This window comes from Acinetobacter pittii ANC 4050 (genome assembly GCF_000399685.1).
Taxonomy (GTDB): domain Bacteria; phylum Pseudomonadota; class Gammaproteobacteria; order Pseudomonadales; family Moraxellaceae; genus Acinetobacter; species Acinetobacter pittii_E.
On record NZ_KB976987.1, the window covers coordinates 3,627,424 to 3,645,368 of the forward strand.

Below are 17,945 nucleotides of genomic sequence, written 5' to 3' on the forward strand. Positions count from 1 at the left end.
CTAGATATCCTGTAAAACGAAATGGATATGGAATTTAAAGTGTAAATTTATCATTGATTTTATAAAAAAAGGACCGTCAAAACTGAGCAGTCCTTTTTTGTTTTTTAACATTGCATATCGCAACTAACTATGGTTAGAAAGCGAAATGTTCAGCGTCTAATGACATCAATGGATCTAGACCACCTGCAATCACATCAACGTGTGAGCGAACACGTGGTAATACTTTCTTGAAGTAGAAGCGAGCAGTAGTTACTTTCGCATTGTAGAAGTCAACATCGGTAGTACCGGCTGCTAATTTCTCTTGTGCTACAAGCGCCATACGAGCCCATAGGTAAGCTAAAGTGATATAACCTGAGAAGTAGAGGTAATCTACAGCAGCAGCGCCTACTTCATCTGGGTTTTGCATCGCACGCATACCGATTTGCATTGTGAGATCGCCCCATTCTTTGTTAAGAGCCGCAAGCGGTTCAACAAATTCTTTCATAGCAGCGTTGTCTTTGTTTGCTTCTACGAATTTATGGATGATCTTAGTGAAGTCACGTAGCATTGCACCTTGAGTTTGCAATACTTTACGACCTAACAAATCAAGTGCTTGGATTTCAGTTGTACCTTCATACAAGCAAGCAATACGTGTATCACGTACGATTTGTTCCATGCCATGCTCAGAAATAAAGCCATGACCACCGAAGACTTGCACACCGTGCTTAGCAGATTCAGAACCTGTTTCAGTCAAGAATGCTTTCGCAATTGGAGTCAATAAAGACAAGATGTTGTCAGCAAACTTACGTTCTTCTTCAGTTTCGCCTTTTTCAACGATATCAGCATATTGAGCAAGTAAGTAAACAAGTGCACGACCGCCTTCAGCAAACGCTTTTTGTGTTAAAAGCATGTTGCGAACAGCAGGGTGAACAATAATTGGGTCTGCTTCTTTTTCTGGAGCTTTAGGACCAGAAAGTGAACGCATTGCTAAACGTTCTTTCGCATAAGTCAACGCACCTTGGAAAGAAGATTCAGACGCTGCTAAACCTTGAACAGCAGTACCAATACGTGCTGTGTTCATGAAGGTGAACATACAGTTCAAACCACGGTTTTCAGGTCCAATCAAGTAACCTTTCGCTTGGTCAAAGTTAATGACACAAGTTGCGTTACCATGAATACCCATTTTGTGTTCGATAGAACCACAACGTACCGCATTACGTTCGCCAATAGTTCCATCTGCATTTACATGGAATTTAGGAACGATGAATAATGAGATACCTTTAGTGCCTTTTGGTGCACCTGGTAGGCGAGCAAGAACGATATGGATGATGTTCTCAGCCATGTCATGTTCACCAGCAGAGATAAAGATTTTCTCGCCAGAGATTGCATAGCTACCATCAGCATTTGGTTCTGCTTTAGTACGGATAATACCTAAATCTGAACCTGCATGAGACTCAGTTAAGCACATCGTACCTGTCCAAACACCTGAAACAAGGTTTGGTAAATAAGTATTTTTTTGTTCATCAGAACCGTGATGTTCTAATGTACGTACAGCTCCGTGAGACAAGCCTGGGTACATACCCCAAGACCAGTTTGCTGTACCAACCATTTCAGAAATTGCAATACCTAAAGAGTTAGGTAAAGCCTGGCCACCGTATTGTTCTTCTGCTGATAAAGACGGAAAGCCAAGTTCAATATATTTTTGATAAGCTTCTTTAAAACCTGTTGGAGTAGTAACTACGCCATCATTCCAAGTACAACCTTCGCGGTCACCAACTTGGTTTAAAGGAGAAAGTTCATTTTCACAGAAATCTGCCGCAGCTTCTAAATATTGATCAACCAATTCACGGCTTACGTTACCTTGGAAATCAGGTAATTTTGCATAGTGTTCTTCAGCATTTAATAATTCATGCAAAACGAATTGCATATCACGTAAGGGCGCTTTGTATTGTGGCATATCGGGTTCCTCAATACTGGTGAAACCAGAGTTATAATCTTAATCTATGATAATGTGCCATGAGGCACCTTGGACTACTACATCGTGCAACAACTTGCATAACTGTACAAGCACCTCAGGACCTTTACTTTGTGACTGCAAAGTCAAGAAAAAAATACTTAAATGATGTAAGTGCTTTGAGTGTAAATACTTTTGATTATGTTTATATGATACAAATAGTCAAAATCGTAAATAGTTATGTATAAGCAAAAGGCGCCTATAGGCGCCTTTTGCTTTATGATTTTTAGAGTTATTTTGCTTGAACAGCTGCAGGAGCAGGGGCATTAACGGGTGGTTGAGGACGTTTTGGTTCAAAACGAAGGTTACATGTCCCTTCAAGTGTTTTATCGCCAACTTGAACATTTACTGTTTGTCCATTGGCCTTGCCATCACAAGCTTTTTGGATTTGTTCAAAACGCGCTTTGCGTTCTGCACGATGTTGTTCCCATGCTGCTTTTTGTTCTGGAGTAAATTCACGGTGCTTCATACGGTGGTGACCCTCACGTGGGCCATCTTGCATCATTCCGCGCTCTGGCTTAGGTGGTTGAGTTGTCGATTGACACGCCGCTAAACTTCCCATTGTTACAATTGCCGCACTGAATAATGCAATTTTTGCCGTCATTTTCATATTTAAAGCCCTTTAATGTTGTGTTTTAAGATGGCTTAAAGATTAGATAATAAAGATGTAGAAACAATGGAGAGTTTTTCTTTTCGTTGTTGGTTACAATGCCAAATATAGCGTAAAAATGAGAGAGTGCTTTTGAACGTTCTACGTGTTCCCATTGCATTACGGTTATTTTTGACAGTCTTGCTCACCACATTACTTATTGCGACTGCAAGCTTGAGCGTTTTGCACTGGACAATGCAAAAGAACTTTGCCAAATATGTGGCTGACGTTGAAATGCAGAAGCTTGACCGTCTCATTACCAATTTGGGTGATGTCTATACGGTTTACCATGATTGGGGGAATGCGATTCAGGCACAGATTTTACAAATCGAAGGAACCGCGGCTCCCGATGACTACGATCGTCTCTCACAGTGGTGGCTTCGTCGTCAATATGACATTGCGATACAACAGCATTCTTTCGATGAACATGCCCTTATCAATATCTCACCTCAAGTTGCACCCACTAATAAAAATAGTATTTTTAGTGAGGAAGAGTTAAGAACGCTTGAGCAAAATTTACCTTCTCAATATCAACCCTTTGAAGGATTGCGTTTCCCTTTAAGTGCAAACCAGTTTCGTCCAAGTGATGATAAAAATAAATCAAAGAAGGGAAGCTTAAAAGATATTGAAACTCAAAATGGTAAGAAGCGTTTTATCGCTTTGCCAGACCGCTTAGGATTGAGTTCGCGTTTATCTCTATATGACGCGCAGCACCAGTTTGTAGTCGGTGAACCGCCTTCTTCAGATCAGATGTCATTTCGCCCGATTATCTTAAACAACCAAGTGGTTGGATATTTGGGTTTAAAACCCGTTTTGGATAAAGAAGACGCTTTGAGTATTAACTTCTTTAGTAATCAAAAGCGTTATTTACTCTTAATTTATGCTTTAACTTTGTTATCAAGTTTAGTTGCAGCACTATTAATGGCAACTTATTTTAAAAAACCGATTCAGCGTTTATTAAATGCAACCAATGAATTAACCAAAGGAAATTATCAGCATCAGGTAGTCATTAAGCGAAATGATGAGTTGGGCGACCTATCCACTCAATTGAACCATTTGGCAGAGATTTTACATCAGCATGAAGAATCACGACGTCAATGGGTGGCAGACACTTCTCATGAATTAAAAACGCCGCTGGCTGTATTGCAGGCTCAAATTGAAGCCATGCAAGACGGGATTCGAAAAGCAACACCGGAACATTTAGATGCGATGATGCGTCAGGTATCAAGTCTGAAAAAATTAACCCAAGACCTTGCGGATTTGGCACAGGCAGATGCTCAGCAGCTTAAGTGTTATTTAAGCTCTGTAAATCCATGGGAAGTGGTATTACAGGAAGTTGAAAACTTTAAACCAAAACTTGAGCAGGCTGGGCTTGAAATTCAAGTTGAAGGAACAAGTTCTCCGCTATTATTAGATCGTGATCGGTTTAAACAGATTGTTGTTAATTTAATTAGTAATAGTATTCGTTACACAGAAACAGGTGGCAAAATTCATATTCATACAAGCCAGACTCCTCAAGAGTGGACTTTATATGTCGATGATAGCCCGTTTGGTTTAAGTGATGAGCAATTATCCCGTTTAGGTGAGCGCTTCTATCGTGTAGATGATTCGCGTACGCGTAGTACAGGTGGAACAGGGCTGGGCTTAGCTTTGTCTTGTAAAATTGCGCAAGCGCTTGGTGGTACACTTAGTTTTGAACATTCACCGTTAGGTGGTTTACGTTGTGTACTTACTTTCAAAAAGCAGAGTTAAATATAAAAGGAAAAATATCTCATGAAACATGTGATGTTGGTTGAAGATGAAGTCGAATTAGCGCATTTGGTACGTGATTATCTTGAAGCTGCCGGTTTTGAAGTAAGTATGTTTCATGATGGTCAGGATGCCTATGCGAGTTTCCAGCAACGTAAACCAAATTTGATGATTCTGGACTTAATGGTTCCACGAATGGATGGTTTGACTATTTGCCGTAAAGTTCGTGAGCAGTCAGATTTACCGATTATTATGGTCACTGCCCGTACCGAAGAAATTGACCGTGTACTAGGTCTCAACATGGGCGCTGATGATTATGTATGTAAGCCATTTAGTCCAAAAGAGTTAGTTGCTCGTGTACAAGCTGTACTACGCCGTTTAGAGCGTAAGGCAGAGCCTGAACAAAATGATTCTTTCCGAATTGATAAAGCTCAGCAACGAATTTGGTATCAACAAAAATCGCTAAGCTTAACGCCAACCGAATTTCGCTTACTTGAGCTATTTTTAGAACATGTAGGGCAAGTGTATTCACGTGCACAATTATTGGATCATATCAATCCGGATAGCTTTGATGTTGCCGATCGCGTGATTGACAGCCATATCAAAAACTTGCGCCGAAAAATTAGTGAGGCGGCTGAAACTGGTAACCGTCATGAATGGATTCAAGCTGTTTACGGTGTAGGTTACCGCTTCGAATATCCTGAAGAGTAAGTCTTCATGAAAGTTATTCTGTGGATAACCACAATGTTATCCACAGAAAATGTGGATAAAAAATTAAGACGAACAACTCACTGCCACATCAGGCATATCGCTTGGTAACGGGCCTAAATCTTCCGGTTTTTCCAAATCTGGCTGTCTTGTGTAAGGATGGTTGAGTAGTTTAAATAAACGGTCAACTTCACTAAAATCATCTCGGTCAGCTGCTTCAATAGCACGCTGCGCCATGTGGTTCCGTAAAACATAAACTGGATTTACTTTTTGCATATTGGCATCAAGTTCATCAATATCTTGATGCTCACGGATGCTGTCATATTGGCTAATAAACGCATCAAATTGACGAATATCAAGACAATCATCTCGTAAAGCTTTGTATTCTTTGTTTTGAAGACGAATAAAACTTTGCGTGTAATCGAGTTGTTCAGTTTGTAAGATTCTTAAAAAAGCAAAACTACAATCAAGACTGTCTTTATGGAAATGGGGAAGTCCCATTTTTTGACATAAACCTTGCCCATAGTGCTCTAAAAAGATCGGTTCAAATTGTTCTAGGCAACGCGCTAATTCTTCTTTGAACTGATCTTTTTGTTCAGGTTCAGCAAGAGGAATTAAGTTATTTAACCACGTCCATAAGTTCCAATGGCCTATACTTGGTTGATTTTGGTAAGTATAACGACCTTGGTAATCCGAGTGATTGTTGATCCAGTTTGGGCGAAAACGCTCCATAAAGCCATATGGACCAAAATCGAGTGTTGAACCTGTAATATTTAAGTTGTCGGTATTCATTACACCATGAGCAAATCCAACCAATTGCCATTTCGCAATCATAATTGCAGTACGTTCAACTACCTTTTTGGCAAAAGATAAAATTGGATTTTCAGTTTCTAGGCATTCTGGATAATGCCATTCAATACATTTTTGAGTAAATTCTGACAGCAACTCAGGTGCATATTGATTAATCCATTCGAAGTGTCCTAAACGAATATGACATTCAGATGTTCTAAGTAGCATTGCACCTAACTCTATTTTCTCACGCTGTACACCTTGAGTCGAGGTTGTAAAACCGACTGCATGACTAGAAGCGACGCCTAAAGCATTTAGCGCATGTCCTGCTAAATATTCACGGACCACAGAACGTAATACTGCTCGCCCATCTCCCATTCTTGAATAAGGTGTAGGGCCTGCACCTTTGAGATGAAGGTCGATGGTTTGGCCGTTTGTATTGAGTATTTGCGCAATCAGTAAACCACGACCATCACCAAGTTGTCCTGCCCATTGTCCGAATTGATGGCCAGCGTAAACCATCGCAAGTGGAGGAAATTCAGTGAAAGTACGTTGTCCACTACAGATCTCAACCCATGCATTTTTATCGTCTTCTGACCATTGCAGTTCATCAGCCAATGCACTGTTAAAATGTCCTGCCTTTGCACCACGTAACGGTGATGGCTGCTGAACATGGAATAATTTAGACGGAAGTGAAGGGTAGAGCGGATTAAACTGCATAGGCTTAGCAAAATAAAGAGAGCGGATTTCACTATAACACAGTTAAAAAGCAGGCATAAAAATAGCTCCCGAAAGAGCTATTTTAGATCAGAATTTAATTTAGTCTGACACCACATTGGTATTCTTTTTAACACTACGCATAAGTGTTTCTAAGCATTCACGGTGATGACTTAGACGATGTTCAAGCAATTGGAAATCAACTTTAAGCTTATGATCCATTCTATGAATCTTTTCAGCCATTGCTGCTTTTTTAGCTTGTAACTCTTGTTCTTTAAGTTTTGCCCAATCATTTAAGGTGTGTGTAAATGCTTCGTACTCTTGTGCAATACGTTGCTTCATTTGAGTAATGTCTGCATTTACATCATGACCATAAATAGCAAGGTCTTGTTCAGCATATTTAAATTTCATCGCCAATTCTGCTTTTTTAATATTAAAGCTTGGAATACGACGTAAATTTTTAGCTAAACCAATTTTAGAACATGACCAGATCAACCATTTTGTTGGGTCATACTGCCACCATTTAACACCATTACGATAGTCGTATTGGAAAATATGGTGATAGTTGTGGTAACCCTCGCCCCAAGTGGCAATGGCTAACCAGAAATTGTCACGTGCTGAGTTTTCGTCTGTATAAGGACGTTTACCAAACATATGGCAAAGTGAGTTAATAAAGAAAGTCACTTGATGACTAATGATTAAACGTACTAAACCACCCAAGAGTACTACACCCCATAGGTCGCCAGTCGCCCAACCGATTAAGCCTAAAATACCAACATGAACTGCAACTACCAGTAAACCATAGTATTTATGTTGGAACATGACCAATTTATCGTTGAGTAGGTCTGGTGCATTTTTAAAATCTGGCTCAGATGGTGAATGATCACGGATCATCCAACCCATATGAGCATACCAAAAACCACGCTCAATTGAATATGGATCTTCATCAACATCATCAACATGTCGATGGTGAGTACGGTGACCAGATGCCCAGAACAAAATACTATTTTGCACGGCAAATGTACCACCGATCATTAAAAGAATTTTAAGCGGTAACGACGCTTCATAAGCTCGGTGAGCCCAAAGGCGATGGTAACCAGCAGTAATCCCCATACTACTTAGAGCTAAAAGAAAAAATAGGCTTACCCATGCGCTTACACTAAAATCATAATAATACGCATAAATCGGGATTATGATTGCGGCAAGAATTGGTAAACCAATTAAGGTAATGCTAGCGGTCCAGTTAATTGGGGCTTTGAGTGGGGCGGAAGTCATATCCGGCAGCGCTCCTAGAATCCTTGTGAAACAAGGTACAAAGACAAAACGACATAGCAAAACCAATCATCAAGATATATTGCTATTCTATCCTTCATATTAGCACGTGCTTAGTGAGAATCACTAGCATTATTGTACAGATGTATTGAAAGAACCGTAACAGAATTAAACTATGTCAAAGAGTTTTTCAAGCAGGAGAAGTTGTTTAATGAACGTACAACGATTGAAAAAAAAGAACCGCATTGATATTTCAAGAAAATTATCTTTGAAGTGTGTCTTGGTCACAATCAGTCTTGTATTAGCCGCATGTCAAAGTGCACCCGAACAGAATACAAAAAACGTTCAAGCAAAAAGAACAGTTCATCAGATTCAAGCTCCTATTGTAAAAAAGAGAGTGAGTCCGGATGGCATTCAAGATATTGATTGGCAGATCACTCAGATCAGCGGTCATAAGGCAAAATTTTTTACACAGTGGCCGACTTTATCTTTAAATTCTGCGGTCAAAACAGTGTCTGGACATACTGGCTGTAATGGAGTTTTCGGTCGTTATACATTTAATTTCAGCCAGCAAAAACTTGATATGCAAGTAAATGCAGGCCATTCAAGTTGTGATGGTGCTTTGGCTCAAGAGGCAGAATTGGTAGATGCTTTGCAACGTATTCAACGCTTCCAGCTCGTAGGTAATACGCTATATTTACTTGATCAGAACGGGCAACGCCTCATTCAGGCACAAAAGAAATAAAAGGTGGTTTTTACCACCTTTTTTATATTTATAGGATCTGTAACATCGTGGTAGGAATATCTGTAATTAAGCCCTGAACTTCTAAATCACGTAGCCTTGTTGCTCTTTCTACATCATTGACTGTCCACACACTAATGTTCAAACCAGCTTGATGAGACAGTTTAATCATTTCATCGGTGGCAAGTTGATCGTGCCAGCCAATATGACAGCAACCATATTGATGGGCGAGTTCTATCGCAGTTACCCCAACAGGAAGCTCGACTAACAATCCGCGTTTAAATTGAGAGTTTATATCGCGTAAAGCAGTTAAAATTTGAAGATCAAAACTTGTGATGGTGACGACTTTCTCAAAGCCCTGTAATTCCGTCTCGAGCTTTTGAACGAGTTTTTCGGCCAATGCCATATCTCTTACAGCTTTAACTTCAACTTCAATATGATCGAAGTTATCAAGTAAATTTAAAACGCCTATAAGTGTAGGTGTTGGCTCTGAATTTGGCCAGTCAGGCCAGTTTTGACGATGGTCAAATGATAACGCTTGAGCCAAAGTCGAATGCTCTACAATTTGATCGACTCCAGCTGTACGTAAAAAATTGTCATCATGAATGACAACCAACTCTTCGTCTTGAAGTTGACGAATATCAAATTCGACACCGCGAATACCTAAATTCTTTATGTGCTGAAACCCACCTAATGTATTTTCAGGAGCTTCTCGGCGTGCACCACGATGACCAATAATGCGCATAATTTTCTTCTATAAAATCTTTTGCCTATGGTCTCTTTAAAAAAGTAGAGACCATGTTTAATCTAATCTATTTTTAAATAATTTCATTAATATTTTTTTGCCAAAGCACTTCTTGACCACCTTCGGCACGCTGTAAAGCTCGTGATGCAACAAATAACCAGTCAGATAAACGGTTAATTAACTGAAGGGCAGTTGTCTGAATATTTTGATCACGAGTTTGTACCGACATTAGAGATCGTTCTGCACGACGACAAACAGCACGTGCTTGATGAGCGTAACTGCACGATAAAGTACCAGACGGCAGAATAAACTCTTTCAACATAGGTAAATCTTCATTCATACGGTCAATTTCTTTTTCAAGAAATTCAATACAAACGGGCTGGAGTAGGTTGTAGTTTGGAATACAAATCTCTCCTCCTAAGTCGAACAGCCAATGTTGAATCAGACTTAAGCTTTTATCCCAAGCGGCCTTATCCGTTACTTGGCTATCGGTGATTTGAGCACGCAGTACCCCAATAATGGCATTGAGTTCATCAACATCACCAAGTGCGGCAACTCGTAAGTCATCCTTGGCAACACGAGAACCATCGCCTAAACCTGTGGTGCCTGAGTCGCCTGTACGTGTATAGATTTTGCTTAAACGGTGTCCCATGATGGATATCCTGAACATAAAAAAGGGATAATGTCGGTCAGAACATTACCCCGAAACTGGAGTTAAGAAAATATTTTTATAATAAAGTTTTGCTTAGTAGCTTAAGGTCACACCAGCTGATGCAAGGCGGCCGCCGTTGACATAATAGATACCTTTGTCGTAGGAAGCAGTTTTATATTTCACATCACCCATATTTTGGATATTAGTGAAGAGTTTAATGTTTGGCGTAGCATTCCAGTAACCATTAAAGTCAACTGTTGTATAGCCAGGCGTATCTTGGTTGTAGTCTTTCGCTTTAGATTTTGCAGAAAGTGAAACACTTAAGCCATAAAGTTCGTTTTGTAAGCCAGTGCTTAACGTAAAGCTTTGACGAGGGCGTCGTGATAACTCTTGATCTGTTTCGTCATTGATGGCTTTAACATAGTTATAAGATGATTTAATAAATAAGTCATCTTTGGTCCAGTTTGCATAAACTTCGCCACCCCGCATAGATGCTTTGTCGATATTAATATTTTGATAAATAGGGAATGTATTTACCCAATCGCCATTACATACAGCTATACAGCGTGATTCAATTAAGTTGTCAATTTTAGTGTAATACGCTGAAAGTCCAGTTGAAATGTTGTAGTTTAGCTTCTGATCTATACCGGCCTCATAAGAAATACTTTCTTCTGGTTTTAGGTTTGGATTCCCCCCAGAACCATACATGTCATTAAGGGTAGGTGCTTTGAAAGCTGAACCAATGTTGGCATAGATACTTGTCAGTGGTAAAAGTTGATAACGGATAGCACCTTGTGCAACTGTATGTGTACCATATTTTTGATTATCTTCTACACGAACACCGACTTGAGTGTTTAAACCATTATTTTGATATTGGTGCTGTACAAAATAGCCTGTGCTATTAACGTCTTCATCGTAAGGTGAGCCATAAGAGAGTACATCGCCATCAATATTTTGATGAGTTACGCCTGCCAATACATTTTGAGATGAGGTGAATTGCCATTTGCCGTAAACCTCAGCCTCTTTTGTCGTACTATGTACAAAATCACTTGAACCATTTTGATCAAGTTCATCTTTAAATTGAGATAATCTTGCATTTAGAGAAATATCCGAATTGAGATTTACACGTCCACGAATATTAAGTAATTCATTTTTGAAATCTTGAGAAGTCAATGAACCATCATAACGAAAAGTATCGTATTGGCTTGTTCCTTCATTTTGTGTGTAGTCAACAGATGCTCCGAAATCTTCTTTTTCTACTCCAACTTTAGTACTAAAGCCTTTTTGATCATAAGAGGCTTTTTTAATGTCATTACCTTTTAGATCAGTAATACGTGAACCATCAGACTCTAAACGTTGACCGCGAACTTGCGCATAAAATCCGTTTTCGGCAAGATCTGCGCCTACAATCGATTTATAAGTTTTATTTTCGCCAATTTCGCCTGTTACAAATGCAGAAGTTTTTTCTGGAGTCTTGGAAATAATTTGTACAACACCACCAATAGCGTCAGTACCATAAAGAACTGATGCTGGTCCTTTCAGAATTTCAATTTGTTTAATATCTGTGGTATCAATAAATGCAAGATTTGCTGCACCAGTTGAGGCAGTGTTCAGACGTGCGCCATCACGTAAAATTAAAGCATGCTCAGAATTAGTACCACGAATAAAAATTGAAGATGTTTGTCCTAAGCCACCACTTTGAACCATATTAATAGCTGCATCACTCATTAATAAGTGTGGTAATTCAGCAATAGGTGACTGTTCTACAATTTTAGGTTCAATAATAGAAATCCGCGCCGGAACCTCACTCGCTTTTTCAGCACTTTTTGAAGCAGTGACTACAATTGGATCAAGTTGAGTTGCGTTCGTTGTATCTTCAGCAAAAATAACAGGTGAAAACCCCATCGCAATAGCGATAGCCCCTACCAGACGAGTAGGTTGAAAAGACTTAGACATAACATGCTCCATACATTCACCCCACGTGAATGATCGGGTAGATAGATGAAACAAGTAGGTCTCCGGACTTCAGCGCCATATTCATGTTATGGACATATTCACCTTCCCACATGACTGCAGTGGTGTAAGTCGCTCTCGACTTAAAAAAATATGCTTTACATTGTTACCGTTGCGGGGGCAGTGCCGGACTTTCACCAGCTTCCCTAAAGCATTAATTGCTTACACTTGCTTCCAATTTTACGCAGTATAAAGTGACGATTTATTTCATACAATGTCATTTAGCCCAATTCCCAGAGAACTTTTACGCAAGGGGCAAAAATTGCATTACAATGGCGCTTATTTTAAGAAATGGTTGTAGTTTAAACAGCTCATGAGCCAATCAAACCAAAAACGTACACGAGCAAAAATCTGTGGAATTACTCGCATTGAAGATGTTCAAGCAGTTATTACTGCTGGAGCAGATGCGATAGGTTTTGTTTTTTTCCCGCCGAGTCCAAGAAACGTGACAGTTGAACAGGCAGAAGAATTAGCAAAAGTAATTCCACCTTATGTACAAATGGTTGGTTTGTTTGTTAATGCAAGTGCTACTGAAATTCAGGATGTACTTGATTGTGTTCCCCTAGATGTATTACAACTACATGGCGATGAAACTCCAGAACAATGTCAGGAAATAGCTCGTCATTGTAAACGTCGCTGGTATAAAGCGATTCAGGTTAAACCTGATTTAGATGTAATTGCTGAAATTCAAAAATATCAGATGGCTGGTGCCAGTGCTGTATTGCTCGATGCGTGGCATCCTGAGCTTAAAGGGGGCACAGGACATCAGTTTGACTGGTCTAAATTTCCAAAACTTGATATTCCTTTAATCTTGGCAGGTGGTTTAACCCCTGACAATGTCATTGACGCTATTCATACTACCGGTGCTTTTGCAGTAGATGTGAGCGGAGGCGTAGAGTCCGCAAAAGGTATAAAAGACCAACAACTCATTGAACGATTTATGCAAGGAGTCCAACGTGGATCAGCAAAACAATGTGATTGACTATACACAGTACCCAGATGCTGCAGGGCATTTCGGTATCCATGGCGGACGTTTTGTGTCAGAAACACTCATGGCGGCATTAGAAGATTTAGAAAATCTCTATTCTCGCATGAAAAATGATGAACAGTTTCTGGCAGAATTCGACCGCGATCTAGCCTACTATGTAGGTCGTCCTAGTCCACTTTATTATGCTGAGCGATGGTCAAAAGAGTTAGGTGGTGCGCAAATTTATCTTAAACGTGAAGACTTAAACCATACAGGCTCACACAAGGTAAATAACACGATTGGTCAGGCGTTATTGGCAAAGCTTTCGGGTAAAAAACGTATTATTGCTGAGACTGGTGCAGGGCAGCATGGTGTAGCAACTGCAACAATTGCAGCACGTTTGGGTCTTGAATGTGTTGTTTATATGGGTGCCGAAGACGTTAAGCGTCAAGCCATGAACGTTTATCGTATGCGTTTGTTGGGTGCTACAGTTGTTCCTGTACAAAGTGGCTCTAAAACGCTGAAAGATGCCATGAACGAAGCGATGCGTGACTGGGTAACCAATGTTGATACGACTTACTATGTCATTGGTACAGTTGCAGGCCCGCACCCTTACCCACAACTCGTTCGTGACTTCCAGTCGATTATTGGCCGCGAAGCACGTAAACAGATCTTGGAGCAAGCGGGTCGCTTACCAGATGCATTGGTTGCATGCGTGGGTGGTGGTTCAAATGCAATGGGCTTGTTCTATCCATTCTTAAACGATGCCAACGTGAAAATGTATGGTGTTGAAGCAGCTGGTTTTGGTATTGAAACTGGTAAACACTCGGCGCCGTTAAATGCGGGTCATGTGGGTGTATTACACGGTAACCGTACTTACTTAATGAGTGATGAACAAGGCCAGATCATTGAGACACATAGTATCTCGGCGGGCCTTGATTATCCGGGTGTTGGCCCTGAACATAGCTTCTTGAAAGATATGAAGCGCGTAGAATACGTGCCGATTAATGATACAGAAGCTCTGCAAGGTTTCCGTGATTTAACCAAAATCGAAGGGATTATTCCTGCACTTGAAAGCTCACATGCGATGGCGTACGTCTCTAAGCTTGCGCCAACGATGTCTAAAGATCAGATTATTATTGCGACTGTTTCAGGCCGTGGTGATAAAGATTTAATGACAGTTGCACGCATTGATGGCGTAGAAATGGTCGAGATGTAAGAGAACTATAATGCCAAGCTTGTTTATGGTGATGTTGGGCGGGCGCCATGCCCGCGCTAATATAGAAGTTCATGATGTTGTTATGGCGGTAGGGGATACTTTGGAAGAAGTTTATCCTCAACTTAAACAGGCTTGGTTTGGTGAGGCTCAAGGGTTGCATATCGATGCTTGGGCCAAGCTCTCAGGAGTTAGCTCTCAAGGGCAAAATTATCAAATTCATTTTACAGATGCTGCACCACAACCAGATGATTTAAAATTATATTTAATTAATTTGGGTGGATATAATGCGCGTGAATTCGGTGAGCTTCATCGTTATGAGTTTGTGGTTGCACCCAATGCGGTCGTTGCCAAACAATTAGGTAAACAATTTATAGATCGGCAGTGGCAAAAAGCACATACAGATCGAGTTATTGATATTGATGACTGCTTAGCGATAGATTGTGTAGCAGGGCGCTATATTCATTTAATAAAAGGCGATTTTACTGCAGCAATTTGGGAAAATACGTATTTGACCGTGGTATAGGTCATTTGAAATCTAATATTCATATGGAAGTGGGTAAATGGATTTAATTCAAGAAAATGGGCAGCCTCGTTATGGGCGTTTTGAATCTGTACCGTCAACCATTCATGTACAACATTATATTTATAAAACGCCGTATGGTAAGGTCTTAAAAGGCTGGCGTAAGCAATTAAAATATAAAAAATTCAAATTCTGCGGCATTCAACATAAACACTATAGTATTGGTCTGGCCATTGCAGATATTGGCTGGGTTGGGCACAGTTTTTTCTATATTTATGATCATGAAACGAGGCAGGTCATTGAATGGAATGCCATTCAGCCTTTGGGGCATAAAACCTATCTTGATGAACAGCCGTTGTTTAATCAAAGTTATTTTTCTAAATCTCCTTATCAGTTTGATGTCCAGCATGCCAATGGTGTGCGGTACATTCGAGTCACGAAATATGGTGAGATTCAACTTAGCGCTCGAATTTTTTGTGCTGGAACAGACATATTAAGTTTATGTACACCAACTGGCATTAACGGTTGGACTTATACCCAAAAGCAAACCACGCTTGCTGTAGAGGGAATGTTTATTAATAAACAAAACCAAGTTGTACAATTTGATGAAAAGACATTTGCATCGCTAGATGATACTTGTGGTTTTCTGCGACCTGAAACGGCTTGGTTCTGGCTCTCATGTAACTTTTGGGATGAACAAGGGCGGCGTATTGGTTTAAATTTAGCTTCAGGGGTTAATGAAAGCTTTGGTAATGAAAACTGCTTATGGATTAACGGAGTTTTATTTCCGCTAACAGATGTTTTATTTGAAAAAGTAAATGATGAGCTTTGGCAAATTAGCTCTCTAGATCAAAAACTTAATCTACAAGTGCATATTGGTTGGTGCAGATACGAAAATATTAATTTAAGAATGATCGGCAGCCAGTTCAATCAGTGGCAAGCTAAAATTAGTGGCACGATTGAGCATGAGGCAACCGATATAATCAATTGCAATGAACAATACGGTTTACTAGAACAACATTATGCAAAATGGTAATAAGCAGGTTATAAACCTGCTTGCCAGAATGCCTCACCAGCCGCAATCGGGTCATTCGTCTTTTCAAGTGTTTCGATCCAAACTGGATATTGACGAATTACAGGATGCTGGCTTGGATGAAAATCTTTTTTAAACCAATCTAAATATTGGCTTTTCATAGCGGTTAATGTGCCATTTTTACCAAAGAACCAAGGTAAACCTTTAAGGCTTATCAAGAGTCTTTCTCTTGGACTAAAGCCATCACATTTCAACATGATATTGGTACGGTAAAGCGTAAAACCGAACATGAGTACGGTTGTTAAAACAAGCACAAAGCGACGTGTTGACTCTGGTACTTCACCTACTTGTTTCATGACATCAAAAGCAACATCACGGTGCTCCATCTCTTCAATGGCATGCCAAGCAAACAGTGCTCGAACATAGGGGTGAGCATTTTCCAAAGTTTTTTTATTGCTATAAAACGTTTCTGCCATTAACGCTGTTAAATGTTCCGCTGCCGCTGTCATCGCAATATTATATTGTGGTGAGCGTTTAGTGAGTTCAAAACGAAAAATTCTTTTTAGTGTAGCTGTGAATTGGTCAACAGGCATACCTTGCTCTTTCATGAGCTGATTCATTTTGTCATGTGCAATACCGTGTTGAGCCTCTTGTTTAATAAAGTCTGCAACACGTTTTTGTAGTTCTGGATCATCAATTTTGTCACGGAACATACGAACACATTCGATAAAATAACGCTCTCCATCTGGAAAGGTTAAGCTGAGTGCATCAAACATACGAGTCAAAAAAGGATCATTATTAAACCAAAAGCGTGGTGCTTCGTTTAAATGAAAATCCAGATCTTTACGAACCACGGGTTCGACTTGATAAGAAACATGTGCGTTCATATTTTTATTTCTCGCATCTAACATGTTCATTAGTATGTCGCGAATGGTCGGCTTTGTTTTGACAGTTATTGCCAATTTTTATACAGTTTGCGACAAGATGGCATTAAAAAAAGGATGAGCCATGCAGGATTTTACGATTTCAAATGGCTATTTTTATCTGTGGAATACTTACTTAAAAGAAAAAGGAATCGATTGGCAGGGATTAAATCTTACGGACGTTCAGGCCCGTCAGGTTCAAAATATTTTAGCTTCATCTATTGATGCTCAATCTTCTTTACACTTTTTTCTTGAACTTTTAGAGCTGACAGAGTCTCGTCTACAAGTTTCTAATTTGGCCTTGGAAATGGCAACTTGTATTACACCTGCCAATTTTGGTGTATTGGGTTATATGGCTTCTCGAAGCGGCAGTTTCGCAGAGGTTCTTGAATATGTCATGAAATTTCATCGTCTCGTTATTGACGGTGAGCAAGTCGTGCCTATGAAAATCGAACAAGATACTTCTAGCATCCGTTTGTATTGGCCTTTGGTTGATGCCAGCAATATTATACTTTGTGAGCTAACTTTGGCTGCTATGGTACAACTTGCTAAACAAATTGCTCCTTTTCATGATTTCCTCTTGCAGCATGTTGAGTTTGTGCACCGCTCCCGTGGAGCATTAGTACATTATCAGCGTTTCTTTCAATGCAAATTATCATTTGAGCAACCTTACTATGCATTAACTTTTGCAAGTGAAGGATTAAGTGTTCGCCCTCGTCAGGCAGACCCAACGCTAATGCAACTTTTGGTGAAACAGGCAGAAGAGGCATTGGCTCAGCGGAAAATACATACAGATTTAGCTCAGCAAATACATTGGATTGTTCATGAATATTTTAAGCACAAGCAACAAGCCCCGAAAATAGAGGATATTGCTATTGAGTTGAATATCTCAGTACGAAGCTTACAACGCCAACTACAGTCGTTAAATACTTCATTTAAATTAATTTTAGATAATGAACGTATGAAACGCTGTGAAATATTACTTCACCAAAATGAAAGCCTGACTGTAATTGCTGAACAGTTGGGATATTCGGATCAGTCAGCACTTGCACGTGCCCATAAAAATTTGACAGGACAAACTTTACTCACACGTAAAAGGCAATTACAACTCGCGCATAAAAATATTGAGAAATAACTTTTTGGTGGTGGTTTTTTTGTTCATTCGGGGTCTAATAATGGCTCGAAAATAGGAAGCTTTGATCATTGAGAAAAGTTTCAAAATATTGATAAATGTACGCCATGGGTTGTATGAAT

The 17,945-nt window shown here is 39.8% G+C and carries 16 protein-coding genes and 1 riboswitch; of the genes, 8 read left to right on the forward strand and 8 right to left on the reverse strand.

Annotated elements, in window-relative coordinates; translation table 11 throughout:
- Positions 1-133: 133 nt before the first annotated feature.
- Both F931_RS20860 and F931_RS20865 read right to left on the reverse strand, forming a co-directional pair.
- Positions 134-1,936: an acyl-CoA dehydrogenase C-terminal domain-containing protein gene (locus F931_RS20860; RefSeq protein WP_016143068.1), complete on the reverse strand. Its 1,803-nt coding sequence runs from the start codon at positions 1,934-1,936 to the stop codon at positions 134-136.
- A gap of 289 nt (positions 1,937-2,225) precedes the next feature.
- A complete protein-coding gene (locus F931_RS20865; protein ID WP_016143069.1) occupies positions 2,226-2,603 on the reverse strand; it encodes a hypothetical protein in 378 nt (125 codons plus the stop codon).
- A gap of 132 nt (positions 2,604-2,735) precedes the next feature.
- On the opposite strand from F931_RS20865, the gene baeS reads away from it, so the two are divergent.
- Both baeS and baeR read left to right on the forward strand, forming a co-directional pair.
- Positions 2,736-4,394 (forward strand): sensor histidine kinase efflux regulator BaeS, encoded by a 1,659-nt coding sequence (gene baeS, locus F931_RS20870; RefSeq protein ID WP_016143070.1) that lies wholly within the window; start codon positions 2,736-2,738, stop codon positions 4,392-4,394.
- A gap of 21 nt (positions 4,395-4,415) precedes the next feature.
- Positions 4,416-5,102: a response regulator gene (baeR, locus tag F931_RS20875; protein ID WP_002116101.1), complete on the forward strand. Its 687-nt coding sequence runs from the start codon at positions 4,416-4,418 to the stop codon at positions 5,100-5,102.
- A gap of 63 nt (positions 5,103-5,165) precedes the next feature.
- Here the strand turns inward: baeR and F931_RS20880 are convergent, their stop codons facing one another.
- Positions 5,166-6,608 (reverse strand): protein adenylyltransferase SelO, encoded by a 1,443-nt coding sequence (locus F931_RS20880; protein ID WP_016143071.1) that lies wholly within the window; start codon positions 6,606-6,608, stop codon positions 5,166-5,168.
- A gap of 99 nt (positions 6,609-6,707) precedes the next feature.
- The gene (locus F931_RS20885) at positions 6,708-7,880 is read right to left on the reverse strand and encodes an acyl-CoA desaturase (protein ID WP_016143072.1); all 1,173 of its coding nucleotides are present in this window, start codon (positions 7,878-7,880) and stop codon (positions 6,708-6,710) included.
- Between the two features lie 208 nt (positions 7,881-8,088).
- Here F931_RS20885 and F931_RS20890 point away from each other — a divergent pair, with 208 nt between their 5' ends.
- Positions 8,089-8,622: an META domain-containing protein gene (locus F931_RS20890; protein ID WP_016143073.1), complete on the forward strand. Its 534-nt coding sequence runs from the start codon at positions 8,089-8,091 to the stop codon at positions 8,620-8,622.
- A 28-nt stretch (positions 8,623-8,650) separates the two neighbouring features.
- Here F931_RS20890 and ugpQ read toward each other — a convergent pair whose 3' ends face one another.
- From ugpQ to F931_RS20905, 3 genes are all read right to left on the reverse strand, one after another.
- Complete coding sequence (ugpQ, locus tag F931_RS20895) at positions 8,651-9,364, reverse strand: glycerophosphodiester phosphodiesterase (protein WP_016143074.1); 714 nt, start codon at positions 9,362-9,364, stop codon at positions 8,651-8,653.
- 73 nt (positions 9,365-9,437) lie between these two features.
- The gene (locus F931_RS20900; protein ID WP_016143075.1) at positions 9,438-10,016 is read right to left on the reverse strand and encodes a cob(I)yrinic acid a,c-diamide adenosyltransferase; all 579 of its coding nucleotides are present in this window, start codon (positions 10,014-10,016) and stop codon (positions 9,438-9,440) included.
- Positions 10,017-10,109: 93 nt separating this feature from the next.
- Positions 10,110-11,972 (reverse strand): TonB-dependent receptor plug domain-containing protein, encoded by a 1,863-nt coding sequence (locus F931_RS20905; RefSeq protein ID WP_016143076.1) that lies wholly within the window; start codon positions 11,970-11,972, stop codon positions 10,110-10,112.
- A gap of 35 nt (positions 11,973-12,007) precedes the next feature.
- Positions 12,008-12,216: riboswitch (cobalamin riboswitch) on the reverse strand.
- Positions 12,217-12,342: 126 nt separating this feature from the next.
- Here F931_RS20905 and trpF point away from each other — a divergent pair.
- Genes trpF through F931_RS20925 form a run of 4 tightly spaced genes read left to right on the forward strand, consistent with a single transcriptional unit; the run spans position 12,343 to position 15,771 of the window.
- Positions 12,343-13,011 carry a phosphoribosylanthranilate isomerase gene (trpF, locus tag F931_RS20910; RefSeq protein ID WP_016143077.1) on the forward strand — a complete coding sequence of 223 codons (669 nt, stop codon included), beginning with the start codon at positions 12,343-12,345 and terminating at the stop codon, positions 13,009-13,011.
- The gene (gene trpB / locus F931_RS20915) at positions 12,986-14,215 is read left to right on the forward strand and encodes a tryptophan synthase subunit beta (protein ID WP_002116129.1); all 1,230 of its coding nucleotides are present in this window, start codon (positions 12,986-12,988) and stop codon (positions 14,213-14,215) included. Before trpF ends, trpB begins: the two co-directional genes overlap by 26 nt.
- A gap of 10 nt (positions 14,216-14,225) precedes the next feature.
- Positions 14,226-14,738 carry a DUF1543 domain-containing protein gene (locus F931_RS20920; RefSeq protein WP_016143078.1) on the forward strand — a complete coding sequence of 171 codons (513 nt, stop codon included), beginning with the start codon at positions 14,226-14,228 and terminating at the stop codon, positions 14,736-14,738.
- Between the two features lie 37 nt (positions 14,739-14,775).
- Entirely contained in the window at positions 14,776-15,771 is a 996-nt protein-coding gene (locus F931_RS20925) for a DUF2804 domain-containing protein (RefSeq protein ID WP_016143079.1), read from the forward strand.
- A gap of 8 nt (positions 15,772-15,779) precedes the next feature.
- On the opposite strand, the gene F931_RS20930 is transcribed toward F931_RS20925, so the two are convergent.
- On the reverse strand, positions 15,780-16,655 hold the full coding sequence (locus tag F931_RS20930) for a metal-dependent hydrolase (RefSeq protein ID WP_016143080.1): 876 nt from the start codon (positions 16,653-16,655) through the stop codon (positions 15,780-15,782).
- A gap of 121 nt (positions 16,656-16,776) precedes the next feature.
- On the opposite strand from F931_RS20930, the gene F931_RS20935 reads away from it, so the two are divergent.
- On the forward strand, positions 16,777-17,826 hold the full coding sequence (locus F931_RS20935) for an AraC family transcriptional regulator (RefSeq protein ID WP_016143081.1): 1,050 nt from the start codon (positions 16,777-16,779) through the stop codon (positions 17,824-17,826).
- Positions 17,827-17,945: the final 119 nt, after the last annotated feature.